Here is a 25,546-nt window from a genome sequence, read left to right as displayed (position 1 = left end):
ACACCGTCCGGCGAAATCCGGCTAAGAGCACCAGCAGCGGCACCAAAAGGTGCTCTTTTCGGTGCCCTCGGATCGACCCGGCATTGCTGGGAAAACGACCATGCTGACCTACATTCAGATTAACGCCGCCAAGCCTAGGGAGAAGGCTTGGAGCCTATCCGACTCTCAAGGCCTCTCGCTCGTCATTCAACCCAACGGCTCGAAGCTCTGGCGCTTCAAATACCGCTTCCTCGACAAGCAGAAAAATCTTCATCTGGGCGGGTGGCCAACGATCAGCCTTGCCGACGCACGTGTCCGCCGCGACGAGGCCAAGAAAAAGCTCGCAGATGGCATTGATCCCGCGTTGGAAAAAAAGCGCGCGCGGATCGCGGCGAAGTACGCCGCTGCCAATACCTTCGAGGCGGTTGCCGCGGAGTGGCTGGTCAAATGCGAGCGCGATGGCCTCGCGCCAGTGACCGTCGACAAGATCCGCTGGCTGCTCGCCAAGGCTTACCCCGTGATCGGCACCATACCGATCGCGCAGATCACCCCGCACGAGGCACTTGCTGTGCTTCGCAAGGTCGAGGCGACCGGAGCCTACGAGAGTGCGCGGCGCATGCGCAGCGTCCTGAGTCGCGTGTTCCGCTATGGCGTGGCGACCGTTCGGTGCGACAAGGATGTCGCTGCCGACCTTCGCGGCGCGATCGCCGTGCCGAAGGTCAAGCATTTCGCTGCCATCACTCGGCCATCCGAAGTCGGCGCGCTGCTCCGGGCGATCGACGGCTACACCGGGCACAAGGTGACGGTCATGGCGATGCGCCTGTCGCCGCATGTGCTGCTTCGTCCCGGCGAACTTCGACAGGCCGAGTGGACGGACATCGACTTCGAAGAGGCTACCTGGTTCATCCCGGCCGAGCGGATGAAGATGCGCCGGCCGCACCGAGTGCCACTGTCACGCCAAGTAATCGCGATGCTCAAGGAGCTTCACGAGCATACGCACTGGTGGAAATTCCTGTTCCCGTGCCTCGGCAAGCCTCGCAAGGCGATGTCGGAGAACGCCGTCAACCAGGGCCTTCGCAAGCTCGGCTATACGACCGACCAGATGACGGCGCACGGCTTCCGGGCGATGGCCGCGACGCTGCTTAACGAGATGGGCGAATGGAACCCCGACGCGATTGAGCGCCAGCTGGCGCATGTTGATACCAACCAAGTCCGGCGCGCCTACGCCCGCGGCGAGTATTGGGATGAGCGCGTCGAAATGATGCAGCGCTGGTCGGACTACCTCGATCAACTGAGAGACGGCGGGAAGATCCTTCGCCCGGAGTTCGGGCCTAAGCGTTCAATCCGTTAACGCTTGGCTGCCGTGTTTCATTGACGGAAGAAGGCGCCGCCTCGATCGGGGCGGCGCCTTTTAAGCGATGTTGCGGGCGTACTCGGAATAAGCACCGGCATCGGTCCCGCGACGGGCCGGTCGGCCTAGGGGTCCGGTAGTGCGCGACTTGCCGTCAGAGCCTTGAGGCTCGCATATTGCACTAGCGTCGCTCTTCCGACCTTCACGGTATCGAGGTCGCCGGATTGGATCAGCTCATAGATGCGAGAGCGACTGAGGCCGGTGATTCGGACCGCCGTCGAGATGCGCACCGTCAGGGGCTCGATCTTCTGCTCCCAGGCGCGCTCGATCATGTCCGCCCCTTGCGCATTTCCTCGCGCGCCTTGGCAAAATTGCGATCACTCTCGAGAAATGTGGCCAGCATCGCCGGTATCAGTTCGGTGACAGGCTCCTCGCGGCCATAGGCCTGCGCATAAAGCGCGGCATAGTCGTTGAGGGCGGCTTGCAGGTCGGGCGTGATGGTGATGGCGAGCTTGACTGGAGTGCGGTCGGGAAGCTTGCCGAGCTTGAGATCTGCCATGGGTCAATTCCCTGTCGTCGTGCGCCGCGGTGCCAATACAAGGTCGCGTGTCACCAGCACGCGGACGGGCGCACCGGGCCGGATCGTGATCGTCGGCTGGATGTCGAGATTGCGCTGGGTAATCTGATTGCCGGCACGTGCCGTGTTCGACTGCGCGGATTCACGGATCGCTTGGACGAGATCGCTTTCGCCCGAGATTGTCAGTTCCGATCCAACGCCGAGCAGCGTCGCGATCGCTACGCCCTTGAGCAGGGTCCAGGTATGGAAATCCACTTTATCGGCAAGGCCGGCATAGCCCGAGGGGTCGGTCGCCGGCATATTGTCGAGGCCGACCGAGCTGCCGTCGGGCAGGATCAACCGCTGCCAGATCACCAGCGCGCGACGCTGCCCGAAGGCGACGACGCTGTCGTACTTGCCGATCAGCCGTGCGCCTTGCGGCACGAGTAAGATATTGCCGGTCACAGTGTCGAAGACATTCTGCGTAACCTGAGCGGTAACACCGCCAGGCAAATCGGAATCGAGGCCGGTGATGAGGCTCGCCGGGATGACGCTACCCGCAAGCAGGCTGTAGGGCGAAACCGGCGGCGTCAGCGTCCCCGAGTTCAGATCGCCGCCAGTGTCGCGCGTTGAGGCGAACTGTTCCTTGCGCGTCTGCCGGTCCACTGGCGTGCTCGCCGTCGTTGGCGACACATCGGTTGCCGCGAGTGCGGCAGGCGTGCCCGAGTTCCCGCGGCTGGAAACCTGCGCCATCAGCCCCGACTCCCGGGCCGCCTTGAGATCGGCCAGGCGCTGCTGCCGCGCGGCCTCCGCCGTGTCGACACGCGACGGGACTGTTTGGCTTTGGGCGCGTTCCTGTGCGCGCAGGATCGGCCGGCCGAGATCCCCGGGCAGCGGCGGACCAAGCCTGGGCGCGTCGCCATAGCTCGACGGTAACCCCGACAGCGCGTCGGAGGCTGGCTTCGCCATGGGCTGGGATAGCTCGCTCTCCTGGGCGACCTGCCGGAACACCTGCGGCTTCAATGCCATCCAGGCGATGCCCACCAAGCTGACCGACCCGAGCGCCGCCGCGCCGATGATCGCGCCGCGCTTGAACCGGATGGCTCGGACCGGCCGCGCGCGGAGGCTCAGCGTTTCCGGGTCGAGTTTTGCTGGAGCGCTTTGAGCAGCCGCATCGGGAGTCGGAGTGGTCACGCGCCCCTCCGCTGCTTAGGCGACGCCACGCGCTGGATACGGACGACCTGCTGCTTCTTGAGACCGAGCCGCAGTTCGGCGGCATCGAAGATGCGATCGACCACATAGAAGCGGCCGTTTAGCCGATAGTTTACCAGCTCGGCCTTCTTGTCGACGCCGATCAGGAATAGTGGCGGCGCTTCGCTAGCGCCGAGCGATGCCGGAAACTCGACATAGGTTTTCTGCCCATCGTCGAATGCGCGCAGCGGGCGCCAACCAGGGCGATCACCGCTGATCTCATAGTTGAAGTGGAGTTGCTCGACCGACAGGCCGGCCGCAACCGGCACCGCGGCCCGTTCGGCTTCCGCTTTCCGTCTCAGCGCCAGCAGCTCGTCCTGCGGATAGGTCCAGCGCATCGAGGACAGCGCCGTGCCCGAAGTGCTCACCAGCCGCACGTGATAGACGCGGCGATCAGTGGTGATGACGAGATTCGTGACCAGCCCGCCGGCATAGGGCTTCACCAAAACATGCGTCTGCTTCGTCTCGCCCGAACCGCTGGTCGTGTCGCCGATGACCCAGCGAGCGGTGTCTCCGCTCGCCACCGCAATCAGCGCTTCGCCCGGTTGAAGGGTGATGTCGGTGACGAGCCCCGGCGCCGCGTAAGCCTGGAAGATCGTCCCTTCGCTATAGGGATAGACCTGCGCGCCGCTGACGAAGCCGGCTGACACCGGCTGTATGGTCGCAGCCCAGGTCGCGGCGGCGACCTGTCGCAGCGGAGCGTCAGGGCCGCGGTTCTGGGATAGAGCCGGCGTCGCGGCGAGAATGCCGGCCAGTGCCGGCAGGATGGCCAGTTTCATCATTGCGTCTCCTGGAGGTTGGTCGGTGCCGAATTCGCCGCCGGCGCGCCGAGGTTCGGATCGAACGGCGAGCCGAGCGGAAGGTTGGTTGGCGCTGGAGCGGGTGGCTGCGCAGGGACGCCAGGCCCGGCGTCGAGTTCGCGGCTCCAGTCGATCGCATCGACGTAGATCCCGAGCGGATTCTTGCGAAGCACATCCGCCGAGGCTGGCGGGCGCGTCACCGTGGTGAGGATGGCGGTCCAGCGGCTGCTCCCGGCCTGTGCGCCGCGCTCGAACGCAGTCTCCGTCCACTTGACCTGGAACGACTTGTCGGAAGCGCGGACGACGCTGGTCACCTGCACCGACACGGTGCGCTCGCCGACATTGGCGAAGGGCGATGCCGACCGTGCATAGTCGCCGAGGAACTGTGCGCCGCGCTTGGTTGCGAAGTCATAAGCCTCGAGCCAGTCGCGCCGCATCAGCACCGGATCGAGCGAAACCGAGCGGAGGTTGCGGATGAACCGGGCGAGGTGCCACGCGACCTGCGGGTCGGTCGGTCGATAGGCGACGTCGGCGGGCTGCACGGCCCGTGCCTCACCGAGCCGATCGACCTCGACGACATAGGGCGTGACCCGGCTCTGCAGCGACTGCCAGGCGAGGCCCGCCGACGTGCCCGCGGTCAGGAAAAGGCATCCGAACGCCATCAGCCGCCAATTGCGGGCCTGGACGCGCGCGGAGCCGATCCGCTCGTCCCAGAGCTGGCCCGCGCGCTGGTAGGGCGTCTCAGGTGGTGGCGTGCGTCCGTAGCGCTGCACGCTTCGCTTGAAGAACATGGCTCAGTCGTTCCTTTCCTTGATGTCGGGATGAGCGGACGCGCCGCCTCGGTCGCCTTGCTGGAGCGTGTGAACCGCGAGCTGGCGGTGGTGGCGGGCGGTCTGCTGACCCTGCATCGCGCGGGCCCAGGCCGGTGTGCCCTCTGAGGCTCCGCCGCTGCCGCCGCCGGTGTTCGACGAATCCGGCGTGCGATTGAGGGCATTCCACGCCGCGTTGCGGCCACGCTCGGCCGCGGCGCCCAGCCCGAAGGTGCTTTCCATCTTCTGCGCGGCGGCGCCCTTGGCGGCGGCGGCCATGCCGCCAATGCTCGATCCGCCGGTCTCGCGGCCGAGCTGCGCGGCGGTCGCTGCCGCCGAGCCCATGCTGGTCCCGGCGCGGACCGCACCAAGCGCAGTGCCGCCGATCGCGCGCGCCGCGCCAATGCCTGCGCCGCCGGCAAGCATCGGTATGGCCGCCGCGCCGACCGCAGTGCCGAGCGCCGCACCGGCGCCGAGTTGCGGCGCCCCGGACACCAGCCCGGAAGCGATGCCGGGACCGAAGATACCGAGCCCGAACAGCGACAGCGCGCCGAGCGCGAGGCTCAAGGCGGCGCCGAGATCGGGCTCCTGGCCCTGCATCGAGCTGGTGAACTCGGCGAAGAAATTGGAGCCGATGCCGACGATGACGGCGAGCACCATGACCTTGATGCCGGAGCTGACGACATTGCCGAGCACGCGTTCGGCGAGGAAGCTGGTGCGGTTCCACAACGCGAACGGCACGAGGATGAAGCCGGCCAGGCTGGTCAACTTGAACTCGATGATCGTCACGAACATCTGCACCGCGAGGATGAAGAAGGCGAGGATGACGATCGCCCAAGAGAACAGCAGCACCGCGATCGTCAGGAAATTCTCGAAGAAGCTGACGAAGCCCATCATGCTCGACGCTTGGTCGAGCAACGGCCACGCAGCGGTGAAGCCGGTCGAGGCGACCTGGCCGGGCCGGAGCAGATCGTCGGCGGTGAGCGACCCGCCACCGGCGGTAAGGCCGGCCTGCGCGAACGAACGGAAGATGATGTCTGCCAGCGTCGCGAAGCTGTTCAGGATGAACGCGAACGCGCCGATATAGAGGATCTTCTTGATGAAGCGGCCGATGACATTGTCGTCGCCGCCCATCGCCCAGAACAGGCCGGCGAGCGTGATGTCGATCCCGATCAGCGTGACCGTCAGGAAGTGGACGTCGCCACCCAGCAGCCCGAACCCGCTGTCGATATAGCGGATGAAGGCCTGCATGAAGCGGTCGATGACGCTCAGATCGTTCACGTGACTCGGTGCTTTCCTTGGTTGGGCTTGGTGTCGCGGGGCCCGGTGGCCGCATTTCCCCAGGGGGCTTGGGGCGAAGGCCCATCGGGCCCCGCGACGAGACGGGCGCGTTCGGGGGAGCGCGAACGCGCCGCCTCAGCTCGTCACGCGGGCTACTGCCGCGTGTAGGCCTGGCCGGTGCCGAGGAACTTCCTGGTCGCTGCCCGCCCGTCGATTTCGGCCTGCGCGCGGCGCGACTGCTCCATGGCTTCGGTGCGGAACTGCGCCGCCATGATCTGCTGCAGCTGAAACTGCTGCTTAGCGGTCAGCGCGAGCAGCTGGTTGGTCGCTTGGCTGACCTGGAGCGATCCTTCGGCGCCCTGGCTCTTGGCGACGATCGCGTTCAGCGCCTCAGCATCGTCGCGGACATTCTCGACGACCTGCGCCTGCACGGTCATGGTCTGGCGGAAGCCGTCCATGCTCGCGTCGAGCCGCGCACGGGCGTCGCGCAAGCGCTGGTCCATGCGCAGCGCCTGGTCGAGGTCGCGGGGGAAGAGCTGGCGGATGCGCGCGTCGAGCTGATCGACCCGGAAGTCGACGCCTTGCGCCTGGCCCATCAGCTGGTCGATCTGCTGGAGCTTCTGGCGGAGGCGATCGAGCTCGGGGAAGCTGATGCGACTGAGGTTCTTGGCCTGGTTGATCAGCATCGTCGCTTCGTTCTGCAGCGACTGGATCTGGTTATTGATCTGGGTGAGCGTTCGCGCCGCGGTCAGGATGTTCTGGCTGTAATTGTTGGGATCGAACACGGTGAGCTGCGCGCGCGCGGGTGTCGACGACACGACGGCCATGACGAGGCTGCCGCTGGTCGCGGCCATGAGCAGTGCCGCGATGGCGCGCTTGCGAGTGAGGGAAGGCATGATGTCTCCATGGTCTCGAGGGCTCCCGCTCCTCGCATCGGATGCGGGCGGGATCGGCATGGAGTGTCGCCGTTTGGCGCGGCATGCGTCAGATACCCGCTGGGGTCCGCAGGTGGCTTTACGGGGACAATCGTGCCGCGGCGCCGGGCTGGCCGTGCCGGGAAGGTCTCGGACGGCTCGGGATGGCCCGAACGCACGCGATCGCATCGGTGGGTTTGCCGTTTGTACCTTTTATGCGGCCATAACCCTGAAAACGACGCCTACGTAAACTCGCGCTACCAATTGGTTTATCGATAGGCTAAGAACTGCGTCATGCGCGCAAGAAGAGCCGAACTTCTGAACCGATTGATGCACGCGCTGCCCGAGCGATACGTGGTGGACGCGGCATGGCTTTCCGATCTCGGACTCGGCGCCTCGTCGCTTCGCGACTATGTCGCGCGCGGCTGGCTGGAGCGGGTCGGCTCGCGCCTTTATCGCCGTCCCGAATCCGGCAGCAACGGCACGGTCGACTGGGCGATCGCTGTCCTTTCCCTGCAGACGCTGCTGATAGCCCCGGTGCATGTCGGCGGCATGACCGCGCTCGAGCTCAGCGGCTATTGGCAATATGCCCCGCTCGGAAGACGACGCATCTGGCTTTACACCGAAGCCCCTGCGGTGCGCTCTTACCTCCGCCGGCTTGATTTGAACGCCGACATCGACATCCGCTCGCGCAAGCTGTTCGGCGATGCCGATCCGGATCTCGGCCTGGAGACACGGGCGCTTGACCTCGTCACCATGACGCTGGCGGCACCCGAAGCGTCGAGCGCCGCATCCCCCGCGCATCGCCAGTATCTGCGCGTTTCCGGCCTGGAGCGCGCCATCCTGGAGACGCTGGAAGAGGTGCCGGGGACAGTGAGCTTCCAGCACGGCGCCGAGCTGTTCGAGGGTTTGACCACGCTCAGGCCCAAGCTCACCGAGGCGCTGCTGAAGGCATGCCGCAGCGTCAAGGCGAAGCGGCTCTTCCTCTACTTCATGGGGCAGCACCGCCACGCCTGGTCGCGGCGACTGCGCGCCGCCGACATCGATATCGGCTCGGGCAAGCGCCAGATCGTACCTGACGGCGAGTATGATCCGGAGTTCCTGATCACCGTGCCGAGATCCCGGACATCCAAAGGCCGACGGAAGGCTACTTGATGTCGGCGGAGATTTATTCGGCGCAGGTCAGCCTGCTCGTACGCGCCATTCCCGAGATCGCCCGTGAGGAGATGTTCGCGCTCAAGGGCGGCACCGCGATCAACCTGTTCGTGCGGGACCTGCCCCGGCTCTCGGTGGATATCGACCTCGTTTACCTGCCGGTCGCCGCGCGCGCCGAATCGCTGGCGGCCATTCACGACGGGTTCGCGCGGATAGCCGGTGCGCTGCGCAAGCGTCTCGACGCCAAGGTCACCGAGCAAACTTCGCGAGAGGGCGCCAAGCTCGTCGTTCGGGCCGGAGCCGCCCAGATCAAGATCGAAGTGAGCCCGGTCCTGCGCGGCACGGTGTACGCGCCAGAGCTTCGCGCGGTCCGCCCGACGGTCGAGGACCGGTTCGGCTATGCGGAAATGCAGGTGGTGGCGCTCCCCGATCTCTATGCCGGCAAGATCGCTGCCGCGCTCGATCGCCAGCATCCGCGCGACCTTTTCGACATTCATTACCTGTACGAGAATGAAGGTATCACCGACGATCTCTTCAAGGCGTTCCTCGTCTATCTCGTCAGCCACAACCGTCCGCCCCACGAACTGCTCGATCCGCATCCCCTCGACATCGATGCGCTCTATTCGGGCGAATTCGCCGGCATGACCGTCGAACCGGTACCGCTCGCGGCGCTGCTCGATATCCGGACGAAACTGGTGGCTGACCTCCAGCAGCGGGTGCGTAACGATGCGCCTGCCGCGTTCCTTCGATCCTTCTTCGCGGGCAACCCCGACTGGCCGCTCCTCGACCTGCCGATCGATGCGTCCGAGCTTCCCGCGGTGCAATGGAAGTTACGCAACCTCAATCGCTTCCGAACGGAGCAGCGCGCCAAGTTCGACGCTCAGCTAGCCGCACTCGACGCCTTGCTCGCCGACCGATAGCGACAGTCGCGACCGGCCGCGGGCAACACCGCGGCCGGATGCGACTTCACCGCGGCAAGAAGGCTGCGACCAGTTCCGCCGCCCAGTCCAGCCCGGCATCGCGCAGAAACGCCTCGGTGAAGCCGTCGCGACCATGTTCGGCCAGGATCGCGTCGATGCGCGCCTGCGTCGCGGGATCGGACGTGGCGCACAGCGCCAGCGCGATGGGCCCGAGCCCCAGCTCGAACAGCCGGTTGCCGCGTGCCGATTGCAGGTAATAATGCCGCTTGGGCGTGGCGCGGGCGATCAGCTCGATCTGGCGGTCGTTGAGACCGAACCGCGCATAGATGTCGTGCCCCTGCGGCTCGATTGCGCGATCGTTCGGCAGCAGGATGCGCTGCGGGCAGCTTTCGATGATCGCGGGCGCAATCGCCGCGCCGGCGATGTCGGCGAGGCTCTGCGTCGCGAACAGCACCGCGACGTTCTTCTTGCGCAGCACCTTGAGCCATTCGCGGATGCGCGCGGCGAACAGCGGATGGTCGAGGAAGATCCAGGCCTCGTCGAGGATGAGCAGCGTCGGCCGCCCGTCAAACCGCTCTTCCAGCCGGTGGAAAAGATAGGTCAGCACCGGGGCGACCGCGCCGGTCTGCCCCATCAGCGCCTCGGTCTCGAAACACTGGACGTCGGCGAGCGCGAGTTGCTGTTCGGCCGCATCGAGCAGCCGGCCATGCGGGCCTTCGAGCGTATACGGCTGGAGCGCGATCCGCAGCGCGTTCGACTGGAGCAAGAGCGCCAGGCCCGTCATCGTGCGTTCCTCGCGCGGCGCCGAGGCGAGACTGCCGAGCGCGGTCCAGACCTGATCCTTCACTTCCGGCGTGACCGGCACATTCTCATGCGCGAGCAGGGCCGCGATCCATTCGGACGCCCAGCTGCGTTCGCCGGCGTCATCGATCCCGGCGAGAGGCTGGAACGCCAGCGCCTCGCCGTCCGCCTCCGCCGAGCCGAGCGCGTGGTGCGCGCCGCCCATCGCCAGCACGGCGGCGCGGGCGGAGTTCCCCTTATCGAAGATATAGACCTGAGCTTGCGGATAGCGGCGGAACTGGAGGGCGATCAGGCTCAGCAGCACCGACTTGCCCGCCCCGGTTGGGCCGACCACCATCATATGGCCGACGTCGCCGACATGCGTGGAGAGGCGGAACGGCGTCGAGCCCGCGGTCTTTGCGACGAGGAGAGGCGGACCGCCCAGATGGGCGTTGCGCGCGGGCCCCGCCCACACCGACGACAGCGGCATCAAGTGGGCGAGATTAAGTGTATGGACGAGCGGCTGCCGGACATTGGCATAGACGTGACCCGGCAGGCTCGAAAGCCACGCCTCGACGGCGTTCACACCTTCGCGCACGCAAGTGAAGCCGAGCCCGTTGACGATCCGTTCGACGCTACGGACCTTGTCCTCGACCGCGGCACGATCGGCGTCGGTCACCGTGATCGTCGCGGTCAGATAGCCGAACGCGACATGGTCGCCGCCGAGCGCCTGCAGCGCCTGGTCGGCGTCGACGACCTTGTTGTCGGCGTCGCTGTCGAGCAGCTGCGCCGGCTGATTGTAGAGCACTTCGCGCAGCATCGCGGTGATCGACTTGCGCTTGTTGAACCACTGGCGTCGGAGGCTGGTCAGCGTCTTGGTCGCGAGCGTCTTGTCGAGCGCGATGAAGCGCGTCACCCAGCGGTAGCCGAAATCCTGATGGTTGAGCGCGTCAAGGATGCCCGGCCGGCTGAGGCTCGGGAAGCCGAGGATGGTGAGCGTGCGGATGTGCAGCTCGCCAAGCTTCGGCTCGAGCCCGCCAACCAGCGGCGTGTCGGCAAGCACTCCGTCGAGATACATCGGCGTCTCGGGCGCGATGACCGGATGCCGGCGGTCCGAGATCGTGCCGTGCAGGAAGGTCAGCGTGTCGTCGTCGTCGAGCGCCCGCACGTCGGCCATGAAGCCGCCAAGCAGGTCGAGCACCCGGTCGGTTTCGGCGATGAAGCTCGCGAGCGCGCCGCGCCAGTCGCGGCCCAAATCGGCGTCGGGCCGCTCGATCAGCGAGCTTGCCGCCCGGTCGGTCGCGTCGGCCGGCGGCAGCCAGGTCAGCGTCAGATGGTAGCGGCTCTCGAAATGCGTGCCCTCGGCCTCGAATGCGGCGCGGCGTTCGTTGTCGACCAGCCAGCTCGCCGCATCGGGAAAGTCGCCGTCGGGATAGGCGAGGCTTTCGCGCCGCTCGGCATCGAAGAACAGCGCCCAGCCGCTGCCGAAGCGTTTGAGCGCGTTGTTCGCCCGCGCGCAGGCCGAGACCAGCTCGGCCTCGGTCGCGGATTCGAGGTCGGGCCCGCGGAACGCCAGCACGCGCAGGAAGCTGCCGTCCTTGTTGAGGACGATGCCCGGCGCGACCAACGCCGCCCAGGGCAGATGATCGGCGAGCCGCTCGGCGGACGGGCGATATTCCCGCAGGCTCAGCATGCGAAATAGCCCTTCTGGCGGATGTGGCGAAGAAGGGCGGGCGCGAAGCTGGGATCGCGGCGCGCCGCCATCACCGCGATGCTGTGCCCGACCGCCCAGAGCAGCACTCCGGCCAGCCATTGCTGGAGGCCCAGGCCGACCGCCGCGGCCAGCGTGCCGTTGACGATCGCCAGCCCGCGCGGGGCGCCACCGAGCAGCAGCGGACTCCCGAGCGAGCCATGGATCGGCACCTCGAAGCCGTCGATATGCTGGCCGTTGCCGATCATGCGATCAGCGCCCCGCCGCCGAAGCTGAAGAAGGACAGGAAGAAGCTCGACGCGGCGAAGGCGATCGACAGGCCGAACACGATCTGGATCAGCCGCCGGAACCCGCCGGCGGTCTCGCCGAACGCGAGCGTGAGGCCGGTGACGATAATGATGATCACCGCCACGATCTTGGCGACCGGGCCCTGGACGGATTCCAGCACCTGTTGGAGCGGCTGCTCCCACGGCATGCCCGAGCCGGCGGCCTGGGCATTGGTTGCGGCGATCAGCGCAAGGCCGATCGCAGCCCCGACGAGCAGCGGACGAGGGGCGGACAGGCGGAAACGATGGGCGTGTGTCATGGGTCAGGACTCCTTGGGATTGAGAGTGGGAAGATCGGCGAGCGCGTAGGCGCCGGTGTCCGGGTCGAGCCCGGCGACGCGCGCGACGGTCGAGACGCGGCGGTCGATGCCGCGGCCGGAAATGAACACGACGATGTCGATCGCTTCGGCGATGAGCCGGCGCGGGACAGTGACCACCGCCTCCTGCACGAGCTGCTCGACGCGGGTGAGCGCGGCGGCCGCGCTGTTGGCATGGACGGTCGCGATCCCGCCCGGGTGCCCGGTGTTCCAGGCCTTGAGCATGTCGAGCGCTTCGGGGCCGCGGACTTCGCCGACGATGATGCGGTCGGGGCGTAGCCGCATCGTCGAGCGGACGAGATCGGTCATGGATACGTGCGGCGGCCGCGTCCGCAGCGCGACCGTGTCGGGCAGCGGGCATTGCAGCTCGCGCGTGTCCTCGATCAGGATGACGCGGGCATCGACCAGGGCCATTTCCGCGAGCAGCGCGTTGGCAAGCGTCGTCTTGCCCGAGCTGGTCCCACCGGCGACCAGGATATTGAACCGCTGCGTGACCGCCGCGCGCAATGTGTCCGCGACCGTCTCCGGCATCAGTCCGTCGGCAACATAGTCGTCGAGCGTGTAGAGCCGCTGCGCCGGCTTGCGGATTGAGAAGCAGGGCGCGGTTGCCACCGGCGGCAGCAGTCCTTCGAACCGTTCGCCCGCCCGGCCTTCTATGTGCGCGGGCAGTTCCGCAGAGATGATGGGATGCTCGCCATGCACTTCGGCGCGGGCATGGCTCGCCACCAGCCGGATGACCCGCTCGACCTGTTCCGGCTCGATCCGGACCTCGGTATCGACCCGGCCTTCGCCCAATCGGTCGAGCCTCAGCGCGCCGTCGGGATTGACCATGATCTCGATGACCTGCGCGTCGCGCATGGCTGTGGCGATATCGGCGCCGAGCGCGGTGATCAGCATGCGGCGGCGGCGCTCGGCGGAGAGGCTGATGCTCATGCGTCGCTCTCCGGCTGCGCGGAGAGCGTGTCCGCACCGAGCGAACGGCGCCCCGTCGAAACCTGCCGCCCGACTTGCGTCACGAAGGCTTCGAACCGCTTCGCACCGAGCGCGCGTCCGGCCTGGTCGTTCTCGGCCAGCGGGGTCTGGATCGCGAGTTCGAAGCGGATGAACAGCGCCAGCGTCTCGAGGATCAGATAAGTCTCGCGGTCGACGCGGCCGATCGTCTGGGTCAGCCGATCGAGCCGGATCGCGAACCGCTCTTCCAGCTCCGAGGCGCCGCGGCGGTTGAGCCAGGCGGTGACCGCATCTTCGAGGATCGCCGACTTGCTGGCGCCGGGCTTGGCGGCAAGCGCTTCGAGCCGGTCGGAGAGCGGCTTGGCCAGGAACAGCTGATGGCGGACCTTCTGCATCGGTCAGAACCCCAGCTGCAGGTCGTCGGGGCGGCCCGAGGCCGCGTCGATGCCGTAGACGGTGCGCGCGGCACCGAGCGCTTGTACGCGGTCCATCGCCCGACGTTCGGCCGCCTGGTCGCCATCATCCTCGCCGAGGCCGAGCGGATCGGCGACCTCCGGTTCGATGGCGATGGCGGGTTCGATTTCGTGCGCCGGGTGCCGCGCCTGTTCGAGGCCGCCGGTGTCGCTGCCATCGTCACCGTCGGCATCGCCGGCGAGCCGCATGTCGATGGTCCGCACTTGGCCGGTCCAGTCGTCGGGCCGCGCGGCGGGACGGTCGGCATAGCCATCGGTATCGAGCGGCGGAGCGGGGAGGACGCGGGCGGTGAACCGGTGATCCTCAAAATAGCGCAGCTTTTTCGCGCGGATCGGCGGGTGGCCGGAGACCAGCACCAGCTCATCGCTGGGACTGAGCTGCATCACCTCGCCCGGCGTCAGCAGCGCTCGGGCCGTTTCCTGCCGGCTGACCATGACATGCGCGAGCCACGGCGCCAGCCGGTGACCGGCATAGTTGCGCATCGCGCGCTGCTCGGTCGCCGTGCCGAGCGCGTCGGAGATGCGCTTGGCGGTGCGCTCGTCATTGGTCGCGAAGGCAATGCGGACGTGGCAATTGTCGAGGATCGCGTTGTGCTCGCCGTAAGCTTTCTCGATCTGGTTGAGGCTCTGCGCGATCAGGAAGGCGCGAACGCCATAGCCGGCGAGGAAGGCGAGGCTCGTCTCGAAGAAGTCGAGTCGGCCTAGCGCGGGGAACTCGTCGAGCATCATCAGCAGGCGGTGCCGGCTCGCGCCCGATGCGGCATTCGGGCCGGCGGCGTGGAGTTTCTCGGTCAGGCGGCGGCCGATCTGGTTGAGCACCAGGCGGATCAGCGGCTTGGTCCGGCTGATGTCGGACGGCGGCACGACGAGGTAAAGCGAGACCGGATGTGGCGCTTCGACCAGATCGGCGATGCGCCAGTCCGAGCGTGACGTGACCGCCGCCACAGTCGGATCGCGATAGAGGCCGAGGAACGACATCGCCGTCGACAGCACGCCCGAGCGTTCGTTCTCGCTCTTGTTGAGCAGCTCGCGCGCGGCCGAGGCGACGACGGGATGGACGAGCGGCGCATCTTCGCTCCCGAGATGGTTGGTGGTCATCATTCGCCGCAGCGTCGCGGCGAAGGGACGCTGGGGATCGGACAGGAAGGTCGCGACACGGGCGAGCGTCTTGTCCTGCTCGGCGTAAAGGACGTGGAGGATCGCGCCGACCAGCAGCGAGTGGCTGGTCTTCTCCCAGTGGTTGCGGCGTTCGAGCGCGCCTTCGGGGTCCACCAAAATGTCGGCGATATTCTGGACGTCGCGGACCTCGTCGGTTCCACGACGGACTTCCAGCAGCGGATTGTAGCGGGCCGAGCGCGCGTCGGTCGGGTTGAACAGCAGGCAGTGCGAGAACTTCGCGCGCCAGCCGGCGGTCAGCTGCCAGTTCTCGCCCTTGATGTCGTGGACGACCGCCGAGCCCGTCCAGCTGAGCAAGGTCGGGACAACGAGGCCCACGCCTTTGCCCGATCGCGTCGGCGCGAACGCCATGACATGTTCGGGACCGTCATGGCGGAGATCGCGGCTGCCGATCCGGCCGAGCGCGACGCCGCTGTCGCCGAGCAGTCCAGCGGCGCCAATGTCCCGGTTCGTCGCCCAGCGCGCCGAGCCGTAGGTCGTGACATTGCTCGACTGCCGTGCCCGCCACACCGAGCCGACGATTGCAGCGCCGCAGCCGACAAATCCGCCGGTTGCCGCGATTGCGCCCGCCTCGTCGAAGATGATCGGCGCATAGGCGTCGAACGAGAACCACCACGGGAAGATCGACCATGGATGGTAGACCGGCGTGTCGAACAGCGTGAACCAGGCCGGGCCGAGTTCGGGCTGATAGGCGAGGCTCGCGGCGGCCCATTGCGTCGCCGTCCAGATGCTCGCGACGATAATCGCGAGCACAACGAGGATCTGGCCAATGAGCAGCTTGGTCGGGGTCATGCGAGCCTCCGCCCGCATCCGAGTCACTCACTCGCGGGCTGGCTCAAAAATCGCTGAATTGGAGTTCGAGCGTCAGAGACCGGGTGGGGACACTGAACGCCTTCTTGGGGTCTACGAGGTGTCCAAGTCCTGAGCACGTGATTTCGCGCTGTCATTGAAAGACGCGTCGGCCAGAGGATTGATGGCGCTCCTATTGACGGCTTCCTAGTGCATCCCAGCGGGCGTAGTCAGTCGTGGTTGCAATTGATTTTGATCTTTTCCCCATCAGCCAATAACTGAACCAGTCGACATTTCCCCCCTGCGATTCCAAGCGTTCGCGAGGCATCATCTGGCTATGGCTCCCATCGGGAAACACGACGAAATCCACCTTTCGGCCCGCCCGCTTCAGCACGGCAAAGGTTTCCCACATAGGTAGTGCGTCAGGGCGTCCATTGTCGCCCGTGTCAGCCTCAAGTCTCACGGCGGTTTCTGTTTTCGCTAGATTATAAAACGGGTCTGCCACGTAATCTTGAAGGGGCGATCCCGGCCTGGTGACGGAGAGGCCAGCGATGTCGCCATAGACGTCGGGGCCTTGGCCCAAGAGCAGGAGATTGGTTGTCAGATAACCGGGCTGCACTGAATCCGCAATTGTCGCTGCTTTCATGAGTTTTGGGTACTTGGCAATCAGCATCGCCGTGTAGAGGCCGGTCCGGCTCCAGCCGATAATGCCAATATTTGCCTCGTCGACGAGTCCCCGTTGCACCAAGTGCGCGATACCCGCTCGGTAGCCTTCAACAAAACGATCGACCTCATTTGCACGGTCAGACATCGCTTGGCTATTGTCCTCGACCTGCAGGACGACGAACCCAGCATTGGCCAGGGGTTGCGCCGCCATGGCACTGCTGGATCCGTCCGGCCCATCAGTCAGGAATTCGGTCGGATTGAAGCCGTGAGTCTGCACGATCAGCGGATGTTTTTGTCCAAGCTTGTGACCAGGCGGATAAGTGACCGATCCCTTCCACCGGACCTGGTAGGCCGGGTCAGTCCATTCGATCGCTTCGACACGGCCAAAACTATACCGCTCAGCTTGGGGGTTAGGATCGAATATGACCTCCGGGCCCATCGACGTTATCTCGAAGATTTTGGGCCTCTCATTGAGGCCGCTCTTGAGAAACGGTGCGGCAGGCCCCTTTTTAGCCAATCTGGTATCGAGCAATCTCCACGTGTCACCCGTCTTCTGGTAGCGATCACTGTGCTGTTCCAGCGCATCCGATTGAGGATTCCGGGACGTCCTCAGTGCGGTTAATCGTGCGCCGTCGAAGCTTAAATCATCGATCCGGAAAGCCATGCGCTTATTTTGCAATGCGTCCTCATCCGATAGACCGCTTTCGCGCAGAACCAAGTTGAGGCTTTGAGTTTCGATATTCACCTCCACTGTGGCTGGATACCTTGTCCGCAACACCCTTTCTTCCGGCCGGACACCGATCAAAGAGAGGTAGGTGTTGCTCACAATGACGCTCTTCGAATCGGTCGACCAGAAAACTTTTCTGGGTGTTCCATTGTTCGAAAAAAATCCCGTCGGAGCGTCGATCAACGGTCGCAGGACGCCAGTCCTCAAATCGATCAGCACATAGCGATGTCGAAAGGATAGATCCTTGGACGTCGGATCCGACCTACGCCGCTCCGGACTAAAGCTGAACTGTGCGTAATCGCGAACGCGATAATCCGCCCATTCGCTGGGAGCATCAATTGCGGGCCAGAGCGTCACCGCAAAACGGCCATCGGGCGCTGGCCAGATTTGCCGGTAAGGCCACGCCAAGTAGACGCTCGGGCCGATCTTCCGCGTAGAACCGCTTGAAGATAAAGACGATGAATAGAGGGACAGGGTGTCCGAGTTCGTGGGCGGAGGAGCAAGAATCTCGCGAATATTCTGGTTCGTCACTGCGTGCGCAGCAGCGATCGCCGGTGCCTCATCGTATGCATAATAGACCAACGTTTTGCCCGACATTGCAAACGAAGCCACTGACGTTCGCGAGTGCGTTAGCTGTCGTAAACGGGAGGATTGCACGTCGATTGCAAATGCCTGAAAGCGTCCCCGCTCATCTGGCTTCAAAAATCCAATATCGCTATTTGATATCCATACGAACCCGTTCGGGATTTGCTCCTCCCGTGAGGCCTTTGATCGAAACGCTACGCCAGCAACAGCCCAATGCCCGCCGTCGTTCACGGTCCGTCGAAAGAGATAGAGCTTCGTTTCCAGTTCGCCGTCAGCCATAGACCCACGGCGTGTTTCGATAACGAACATCGTTCCGTCGGGACTAAAAAGCGCAAATTCTGATCGATCTGAAGCGGAATGACCGTTTAAATCGTAGATGCGCTCAAGCGAGATTGAGTCTCGAACATTAAATCTCGACGGCGCTTGAGCGGCAACCGGCACACTACAGCACGCCAGGATGATTCCGCCCCAAAGGAAAACCTTTCGCAAGAAAACTTCCTTCCCAATACGAATTGCCAAGGTCCGCCACTGATCTGTCTAGCGCATTCGACGTCGCTGGGGGGTACAAGGAAGCCATGCAACTCGATCAGGTTACGCACTACTTCTTGGAGTTTCGCGAAACGTCTAGTCGCTGCCAGAAATACGCGTATTCGAGTTCGCGGTTCTTCCTATAATTCGCGAAGCCGATTTCATGGCCACCTTCTGGGTCTTCATGAAAGAAGAACGGCCTGCCCGCATGTTCGAGCTTCGCGGCGTACCAACGAGACATCGCCGGATGGACACGAAAATCTGTCGTCGAAGTTAGAAGAAACGGAGGAGCTGTTTCACCATCGAGGCGCATATTTTGAATTGGGGACGTTTCCGCCAGGAAGGCTCGATCCGCGGCATTGGCTGGATCGCCCCATTCATCACGTTGCCCCGCGTCACCAGTTTGCGTTAAATCCATCCTAAACAGGTCTGTCACCGGGTTCTCTGCCACTACGGCATTAAAAAGATCTGGCCTCATATTCAAAGCCACCAGCACCAAAGCCCCTCCCGCGGAATGACCACGGATACCTAGCATTGAGGGCTCCGTATAACTGCGGCTGACTAGATTCTGCGCGACTGCGATAAAATCCTCGTAGGTGTGGCGCCTCTTTAGACCAGTCACGTGCCATGAGGGTCCGAATTCTGCCCCACCCCGAATTTGGGCGAAAGCGTAGGCGCCGCCTTTGAGAATCCATGAACGCAGCAGTTGAGCATCGTAAAGGGCCGGTATGCTGTTACCATACGCCCCATAAGCTTCCAGAATTAAGGGTGCTTGCTTTGTGAGCGTGGATCGGAGACCAGCAACCATATACGGTATTCGTGTGCCATCTGGCGATATAGCGTAACGCCGTTCCACGATTATTTCGCTCAATCCTTTATCCGCCGCTTGCCGTCTAACGACCTGCGCGACTGCATGGCGGATATCGACCTCAAACAACGTTGGGGGGACATTGAAGCTCTGGAACTCGACAAATGTTCGCCCGGTCTCGATATCGACGAGGCCGGGGTGGGTATCCATTGACCCGAACAAGGGAAAGGGGACGCGCCTCAAAATCCACTTGCCATCAACTCTGGACAGCGTGCGAACCGTGCCTTGGCCGGCCTCCTGGCCGACAATAGTAATTCCGTTGCGCGACGCGACGATCCTGTCGATCGACTTTGTTGCGTCCGGATTCACAATGAGCTCAGCGCTGATCCTACCCGAATGGAATAAATCTAGCGAAGCGGCAACGACGGAGCCGCTCGGAAAGGAGCGCACCTTGTCGCGCCAAGGCTTATCTAGCTGAAAGATGGCTCTGCCCTGATAGACAATGCCCATAAATCGCCACCCCGATGGGAACGAAGTGCGTGACAGAGTTCCATTGTCGTTGAGGATACGAACTCGCTCGCCGTCCGAGCCTATGTGGAAGAGAATGCGTTTTAGATTGTCACGCGCCGGATAAATTGCACTCCCCTTAGCTCGTGCTAGGATGTGATCTGGCCGACCTCGCTGCCTGATCACTGTCGTGACCGTGCCATCTGCATTTCCAATGTTCAAAAAGATAGAATTCTGATCTCGCCAAAACGGTTTTCCTAGGTTGGCAGGGCCAGAAAGACCGTTCGGGACAAATGCCTTTGTCACAAGATCGAATTCGCGCACTTCGGCGCGGGCCACGTCAGCCCCGGGAGCCAATATGATCAAGACCCGATTATGCCCAGGGCTGAACATCTCGCCACTCGGCGAAAGGATGTTAAATGTTCGTCCAGACTGCCGCCCGAGGTCATCGACGTCCAGGAGGTCTTCCCAATTGATTCCCCCAGTAATAAATGAACTTATCCGTTGACGACGCAGGGTACCACTTGGGTGCGTGGAATCTTGAAACAGTTGATACGCCCATCCCCCGCTGAACGTGACAGTCCCGGGTGAAAAGTCGAGAGGGCCCGACACAGCGTTTGAACGTTGCACCGACGGGACCGGTAAAGGCAACAGCGAAATGGTGCGGTCGTTTTCACGATCGATCCAATCTAGCGCGCGTTGCCCCCGCCGGTCCGCCAGCCAAGGCATGCCGCGCGCAAACGCATCTGCACAGTTAGCGAGCGCTTGTTTACATTCAGATTGGAAAGAATTCAGCCCCTGCCTCGGCTGCGCATTTAGAGCAGCCGAGGCAGCAAGCAGTAGAAGCCCAGCCGGCGCCAGTCTGGAATAACTTGCAGACATGTTCAAAATTTTGCTTGCAGTTGAGCCGAGACGACCCGTCCTCGCGCCGAAGCATTCGCCGAGTCATAGTCAAACGCCACCCCAAATCGACCGTATTCACCGCTTACGACGGGCGGCCTCCGGTCAAAGAGATTTACGACGTTGAGACTAATCGCCCAACGCTCGCTATCGTTATCCCGCCTTCCGAATGCGTAGCGCGCGTTTAAATCAACCGTTAGCCAACTATGCACTCGCGATACAGGCGCCGTCAGATTATTCGTGTATGAATTGATGAAGTTAGCGGCCGTCCCCACGGACACGCGATTGTGGGTTGCGTCGACACTTGCTCGCGCGCGAAAGCGGGGCGGATTGAAGGTGATATTCAGAAAGTCGGTGAAAGGCGTGTTGGGGCCTGGCTGGGTGCGGTTCTTGATGAGGTATGTTCCAGTAAACGCTGAATCGATAGCCCATGCGCCGAGAGTGAAGTTCTGCGTAGCTGAGAAATCAAGCCCTGAGTTTTGCGTAATTGCGTGATTCTGTGGGTAAGATCGGTAAATTGCAGCAACATTGTCCGGCGTCACTGGGTGAGTTATTCCTGTAAGCAAGCCGGTGTTATTCGCCAACGGGGCCTCCGACAGGATTCGCATCACCTCAGCCGCTGAGGGATTTCTATCGAGAAAGAAGCTAATTGCTGGATCGGTGAATGTGTCAATAGTGCCCTTCGAACGCCTCGGGTAGTCGATGCGATCACGAAATAGCACGTTGAAGTATGTAATCGACAGCGAGGTTCTTCGGAACGGCTTCCAAGTAGCCCCAAAATTGATCGAGCGCGAGCGCTCCGGCCCCAAATCGGGATTTGACCCGAGCGACTCGGTCAGCAGCGTACCATATCCGGTTGGTGATGATGCGAGCGGTAGATCTAAAGCGCTCGTTTCCACGTAAGTGACCGGTGAAATCCGTACTAGATCCGGCGCACGAAAAGATCGCCCGAAGCTCCCACGAATCACTAGCGCGGAAGTAGGCCTCCAATTTAGTGCTAAGCGAGGACTAAATGCGCCGCCGAAAGCTGTATAATGATCGTACCTGCCGGATGCAGACAATTCTACGAGACCCGAGCCGTACAAAAGCGGTAGGTACAACTCGCCGTACCCGCTCCAGACGTTCCGGTCGATTAACTTAATTGTCGAGCCATTATCAACCGAGAGACTTTCTTTGCGTAGCGAAGCTCCACCCGAAAACTTTGCGCTCTTGCCGTTGATGTCAAACAACTCGCCTTGAATACGACCATCGAGAGACTTTGAATATGTCTTCGCGTCGAACGGGGCCGTAAAGTCAAACGAAGGAATGCTCCTTAGGGTCTTCTGGTCGTTGCGGGAGTAACTTCCCTCTAGTATTGCGCTCCAAGGGCCGCCGTCATCGTATGTTAGCGACGCGGAGATGCCGAGCTGTGTGGCATTTCCAGTGTTACTTTCGTCATTGAACGTGTCGGTCGGTACGAAATATTGGAACTTGCGGCGTGAGAACAAGACGTCTCCGGATAGCCGCAAGTTGTTTGAGACTTTTTGTTCAATAATCGCGTACGTCGATATTTGGCGAGTTGATGGCTCGAGGTTGTATCCATCGAGCACTCCTGCCGGAGCGTCCGTCAAGATAAAGGACCTTTGTGAGACGGTTATTGCGTTTGCATCCTGAATTTGCGCCGATGCGAAAACGTGTCCGCTAGACCAGTTGGCCCCGGCGGCAACCGAACCGAATAGCTCTCTTCCACCGCCTCGCGTCGGAACGGCGATTCGACTATTAAGTTCGACGCCACTATAATCTTTGCGCGTTACAAAATTTACCACCCCCGCAACAGCATCCGCGCCGTACACCGATGAGGCTCCATCAGGCAAAATCTCGACTCGTTCTAAGGCTGAAAGCGGAATCACCGAGATATCGGCAAACAATCCGCCTGTTCCTGCGGGGGCCAAACGGTGACCGTTAACGAGAGAGAGCGTAGCGCCATATCCTAGTCCATGGATGTTGGCCGAGGCGCCACCGTAACTATTCCCAGCGCCGCTGCCGGCGTCGAGGTTTGTTGTCGTAGTGGACGCGTCTATATTGGAAAACAGTTGCGGAACTGTTCGGAAGAACTGCGGCACATCGGAAGCACCGGTCTTTTCGATATCCTTGCGATTGTACGTGGTAAGTGGCGCTCCAACTGGAGCGATACCCCGGATATTCGTACCTGTTACGATGATTTCGGAGTGATCGCTCGGGCGTCCCCCAGCCTCCTCAGATGACGTGATGCTATCGGCCGCGGGCGCGTTTCCCACGCGCACCACAGCAAACGCTCCCGAGGAATCTTTCCTGATCGTGAAGCCGGTTCCGGCGACCAGCGCTTCGAGCGCCTCCTCCGCCGTGCGCGCTCCACGGACGCCAGGAGACCTTGCCGACCTAACTTCATCGCCACGATAGATCACTTGGCGCCCAGATTGGCGTGCGAACGTGTCTAATGCTGTCCTCAGCGAACCGGCCGGAACGTTGAAATCGCGGGTCTGCGCCGCCGCGGGCGTGGCCAGCGCCACGAGGCAGCTGCCGGTTGCGAGTGCTGCTGCGAGTGTCCGGATCATATTACCCCCCCCAAATTCAGGGCGGTTCATCAGCCCCTCGTACCGCGAGACAATCGAACGACATTAAAGGGTAACACTGTCAGTTCGGTATTCCGTCTCGATCCCCAGCGCTGAGCTTGAGGCCTGGAGGCCTCACAGCAGATGGCGTCTGAGTAAGGATTGATCTCAGGTTGCGTTCCGTTATTTGGCGGCGGCTGCGTGCAATCCCGGCGTTGCGTGCGATAGTAGCTGCTGCTTCGGCTATGAGGCCTGATGAAGTGGGCGGCGCCGCGCATCCCCTGCCGCATGGGAGAAGACGCCTCGATGTAAAACGAGCTTTCTGCCCTAGTTCCGCGGGTTTGTGTTCTGACCTCCGAACCGGTCGAACCAAGCAAAGATTTCCGCCCATAACCTCCTGATATTAGTCGGCGATTCGAGCGTATGGCTTTCTCCTCGGAAAGTGAGCAGGCGCGCTGGCTTGCCTTGCCGCATAAGTGCCGAGAACATCTCCTGCTGTTGCTGCGACTGGATGTAATCGTCCTCACCACTGACAATGAGCAGCGGGGTGTAGATCCGTTTCGACGCGACGATCGGATTGTTCCGGAGATATCGCGCGGGATCCTCCCACGGAGGAGTGCCCATGCCGGTTTGATCCAGGATCTGCCCGGCGCCGTCCAATCCCTCGTTTATGAGCGTCGTCCGCCCCGGCAGGCCGTTGAAAGATCCAAAACTGCTGAAAGTATCGGAAATTCCATGGCCCGAGACGGCTGCCTTGAAGCGCCCGGTCTCGGACAGCATGGCGTTTACAGAAAAGCCGCCATGACTGATGCCCAACAGAAATAGGCGATCTGGGTCCGCGACCCCCATCGCGATGAGTTCGTCGATACCAGGAACTACCGATCCGGCCATGTGACCGAGCTGATCGCTCACCTCTCCACCTACGGCGTTCGGACTCGGAACCTGCGCTATCGGCATCTGAGGAATGAAGACGACATATCCGGCACCAAGGAAGACCTGATAGTCCCATGCCAGTGGAATAAAGCGCCGGACAATACCGGGATCGTCTGCGACACTTGCGGGCCGTAGGCCGTTGTAAACCCAGGTCAGGACAGGGTATCGCCGTGCCCGATCGTAATGAGGCGGAAAAAGAACTTGGCCCCGCAGCATCTGTCCATTGTTGCCGCTATAGTATAAGTCAATCGCACTCGGCAGGTCGATTTTCTTTATAAAATCATTTGTCGTTGCGAGAATTGTGCATGGCTTGTCGTTCCTGCACATTTTGACGACTTTTTCGGACTCGCTGGATTCGACAAGAGTGAGTGTCTCTGCGCGCTTTGACAAATATGACAATTGCCGCCAACTTGGTCCGACAGGATGAGTTGAGATCCTTTTGGAAGTGAAATCGAGATATTTGAGGTGTCTCGCCGGCTCATTTGAGTAGAAAGCCAGCATCGTCGAATTCTGGTTCGTCCGCACTACGGCGGCGATTCCACTCGCTAGCAACGTGCCGGTCTCCCTGGAGACCAATTTTCCGTCCGTTAGCCAGTAGGCTCTATCATGGACAAGGATGACGTCCGAACCATTCTGTGAAGAAATGGCGGCCCGACTTTCATCCAGCTTAACAGAATGCCAAGCCCTTCGATGCGATTGGGGGTCGGTCATCTCGACGATTGGGTCACCGATTTTCGGCCACCGCACCCGCCCCGGAACGAGGTTCAACATGCCGGGATCGCGTCCAACCCGAACGCTTAACCCGCTGGCTGCATCGAGCAGGAACAAGGACTTCCGACCTTGAGCATCAAAGCCACTTGCCAGCAATCTCGCGGCACCAGGTTGCCACGCAAAGGCCTCCGAGGATCGCCCTCTCCAGCCAAGAATGCGTTGAGGCTGCTCTCCGCTAAACTGGATCGGCGATCCGTCCAATTTCAGCACCTTCAACTTATACAAATAACCGAACGTCCACCTGCTTTCGCCGGGGTTTTCGCTCCCAGAAAGGGGGCCATCCTGCGACGGGGCGATCAACTTGTCCAAGTAAGCATGGGCCACATACGGCTGACTTGACGCCCGCCATTCCGGTGCACTTCCCGAAGGTATTCTCGGCCAGGTTGAGACTTTGCTCGAGCGCCCGCTCGCGACGTCAATGAGCAACAGAGCAGATTGGGCAGCATCTTCAAGATCGATCGGAACGCTGCTATCCAGAACGCGAACAGATTGCCGTCGCTGGACGGCGCTCAATACGACAGCCACCATAACATGCTGATTGTCGATCCAGACAAGTCTGTCTGACGGTGACGATAAGCCCTCAGCAGAGCTTTCCGAAATCCTCTTGAGCGAACCGGTGCTCGACCATATCCATAAGCCCGTTCTCGGCCCGCGGCGGCACGCGAAGGCTAACAGATCGCCCTCGGGGGACCAAGCCGGCGAGTCACAGCTGCTTTGATCCATACCACCGTTCGTAATGTTCAGAGCGATCTTGTCGCCACTCGCAATCCAAACATCTGACCGATCTGGCTCATCCGCGGACAGTTCATCGTCCCCGACCATCGAGGACCTGAGCGGCCGCTCTCGAACGAAGGCAGTATGTGCACCATCCGGGGACAGCGCAACTTCGCCGACATCTTCTAGGGACAGAAGATCTTCCACGCCGTAAGAGCGCGTCTGTCCGAGGGCCGTGGCCGAAATGAGCGAGCTCAACAGGCCGATGAGCACCAAGGCGTGCCCGCGTGTTGTCATT

The 25,546-nt window shown here is 62.4% G+C and carries 20 protein-coding genes; 3 read left to right on the top strand and 17 right to left on the bottom strand.

The annotated features are described in order from the left end of the window. Positions 1–100 precede the first annotated feature (100 nt). Positions 101–1,330 carry an integrase arm-type DNA-binding domain-containing protein gene (locus Q0L25_RS12485; protein WP_296614701.1) on the top strand — a complete coding sequence of 410 codons (1,230 nt, stop codon included), beginning with the start codon at positions 101–103 and terminating at the stop codon, positions 1,328–1,330. A 125-nt stretch (positions 1,331–1,455) separates the two neighbouring features. Here the strand turns inward: Q0L25_RS12485 and Q0L25_RS12480 are convergent, their stop codons facing one another. From Q0L25_RS12480 to trbJ, 7 genes are all read right to left on the bottom strand, one after another. Then, positions 1,456–1,662, bottom strand: coding sequence for a helix-turn-helix domain-containing protein (locus Q0L25_RS12480; protein ID WP_296614699.1), 207 nt, complete (start codon positions 1,660–1,662; stop codon positions 1,456–1,458). Beyond that, on the bottom strand, positions 1,659–1,889 hold the full coding sequence (locus tag Q0L25_RS12475; RefSeq protein WP_296614697.1) for a DUF2274 domain-containing protein: 231 nt from the start codon (positions 1,887–1,889) through the stop codon (positions 1,659–1,661). Before Q0L25_RS12475 ends, Q0L25_RS12480 begins: the two co-directional genes overlap by 4 nt. Before the next feature lie 3 nt (positions 1,890–1,892). Next, complete coding sequence (locus Q0L25_RS12470; protein ID WP_296614695.1) at positions 1,893–3,080, bottom strand: TrbI/VirB10 family protein; 1,188 nt, start codon at positions 3,078–3,080, stop codon at positions 1,893–1,895. Further along, positions 3,077–3,916, bottom strand: a complete 840-nt coding sequence (gene trbG / locus Q0L25_RS12465; RefSeq protein ID WP_296615696.1) for a P-type conjugative transfer protein TrbG — start codon at positions 3,914–3,916, stop codon at positions 3,077–3,079. Before trbG ends, Q0L25_RS12470 begins: the two co-directional genes overlap by 4 nt. Continuing rightward, positions 3,916–4,728: a conjugal transfer protein TrbF gene (trbF, locus tag Q0L25_RS12460; protein ID WP_296614694.1), complete on the bottom strand. Its 813-nt coding sequence runs from the start codon at positions 4,726–4,728 to the stop codon at positions 3,916–3,918. The genes trbG and trbF overlap by 1 nt, the downstream gene beginning before the upstream one ends. Positions 4,729–4,731: 3 nt before the next feature. Further along, complete coding sequence (gene trbL / locus Q0L25_RS12455) at positions 4,732–6,027, bottom strand: P-type conjugative transfer protein TrbL (RefSeq protein WP_296614692.1); 1,296 nt, start codon at positions 6,025–6,027, stop codon at positions 4,732–4,734. A 152-nt stretch (positions 6,028–6,179) separates the two neighbouring features. Beyond that, positions 6,180–6,923, bottom strand: a complete 744-nt coding sequence (trbJ, locus tag Q0L25_RS12450) for a P-type conjugative transfer protein TrbJ (RefSeq protein ID WP_296614690.1) — start codon at positions 6,921–6,923, stop codon at positions 6,180–6,182. A gap of 312 nt (positions 6,924–7,235) precedes the next feature. On the opposite strand from trbJ, the gene Q0L25_RS12445 reads away from it, so the two are divergent. Both Q0L25_RS12445 and Q0L25_RS12440 read left to right on the top strand, forming a co-directional pair. Then, positions 7,236–8,096: a type IV toxin-antitoxin system AbiEi family antitoxin domain-containing protein gene (locus tag Q0L25_RS12445; RefSeq protein WP_296614689.1), complete on the top strand. Its 861-nt coding sequence runs from the start codon at positions 7,236–7,238 to the stop codon at positions 8,094–8,096. Beyond that, positions 8,096–9,016 carry a nucleotidyl transferase AbiEii/AbiGii toxin family protein gene (locus Q0L25_RS12440; protein WP_296614687.1) on the top strand — a complete coding sequence of 307 codons (921 nt, stop codon included), beginning with the start codon at positions 8,096–8,098 and terminating at the stop codon, positions 9,014–9,016. The genes Q0L25_RS12445 and Q0L25_RS12440 overlap by 1 nt, the downstream gene beginning before the upstream one ends. 46 nt (positions 9,017–9,062) lie before the next feature. Here Q0L25_RS12440 and trbE read toward each other — a convergent pair whose 3' ends face one another. The 10 genes from trbE to Q0L25_RS12390 all read right to left on the bottom strand — a co-directional run bounded on the left by trbE (position 9,063) and on the right by Q0L25_RS12390 (position 25,521). Further along, positions 9,063–11,489, bottom strand: coding sequence for a conjugal transfer protein TrbE (gene trbE, locus Q0L25_RS12435; RefSeq protein WP_296614685.1), 2,427 nt, complete (start codon positions 11,487–11,489; stop codon positions 9,063–9,065). Beyond that, complete coding sequence (locus tag Q0L25_RS12430) at positions 11,483–11,755, bottom strand: VirB3 family type IV secretion system protein (RefSeq protein ID WP_296614682.1); 273 nt, start codon at positions 11,753–11,755, stop codon at positions 11,483–11,485. The genes trbE and Q0L25_RS12430 overlap by 7 nt, the downstream gene beginning before the upstream one ends. Further along, positions 11,752–12,093, bottom strand: a complete 342-nt coding sequence (locus tag Q0L25_RS12425; protein WP_296614680.1) for a TrbC/VirB2 family protein — start codon at positions 12,091–12,093, stop codon at positions 11,752–11,754. Before Q0L25_RS12425 ends, Q0L25_RS12430 begins: the two co-directional genes overlap by 4 nt. 3 nt (positions 12,094–12,096) lie before the next feature. Next, a complete protein-coding gene (gene trbB, locus Q0L25_RS12420) occupies positions 12,097–13,083 on the bottom strand; it encodes a P-type conjugative transfer ATPase TrbB (protein WP_296614678.1) in 987 nt (328 codons plus the stop codon). Continuing rightward, entirely contained in the window at positions 13,080–13,496 is a 417-nt protein-coding gene (locus Q0L25_RS12415) for a ribbon-helix-helix protein, CopG family (protein WP_296614676.1), read from the bottom strand. The genes trbB and Q0L25_RS12415 overlap by 4 nt, the downstream gene beginning before the upstream one ends. A 3-nt stretch (positions 13,497–13,499) precedes the next feature. Beyond that, entirely contained in the window at positions 13,500–15,542 is a 2,043-nt protein-coding gene (locus tag Q0L25_RS12410) for a conjugal transfer protein TraG (RefSeq protein ID WP_296614674.1), read from the bottom strand. A 190-nt stretch (positions 15,543–15,732) separates the two neighbouring features. Next, positions 15,733–18,006, bottom strand: coding sequence for a prolyl oligopeptidase family serine peptidase (locus tag Q0L25_RS12405; RefSeq protein ID WP_296614673.1), 2,274 nt, complete (start codon positions 18,004–18,006; stop codon positions 15,733–15,735). Between the two features lie 109 nt (positions 18,007–18,115). Next, positions 18,116–19,699 (bottom strand): prolyl oligopeptidase family serine peptidase, encoded by a 1,584-nt coding sequence (locus Q0L25_RS12400; protein ID WP_296614669.1) that lies wholly within the window; start codon positions 19,697–19,699, stop codon positions 18,116–18,118. 545 nt (positions 19,700–20,244) lie between these two features. Then, positions 20,245–22,833 (bottom strand): TonB-dependent receptor, encoded by a 2,589-nt coding sequence (locus Q0L25_RS12395; protein ID WP_296614667.1) that lies wholly within the window; start codon positions 22,831–22,833, stop codon positions 20,245–20,247. Positions 22,834–23,157: 324 nt separating this feature from the next. Next, positions 23,158–25,521, bottom strand: a complete 2,364-nt coding sequence (locus Q0L25_RS12390; protein ID WP_296614665.1) for a prolyl oligopeptidase family serine peptidase — start codon at positions 25,519–25,521, stop codon at positions 23,158–23,160. Between the last annotated feature and the right edge of the window lie 25 nt (positions 25,522–25,546).

It is taken from the genome of Sphingomonas sp. (genome assembly GCF_024508665.1).
Lineage (GTDB): Bacteria > Pseudomonadota > Alphaproteobacteria > Sphingomonadales > Sphingomonadaceae > Sphingomonas.
The sequence above is the reverse complement of the archived record's forward strand: the minus strand, read 5'-3'. Positions and strand labels throughout refer to the sequence as shown.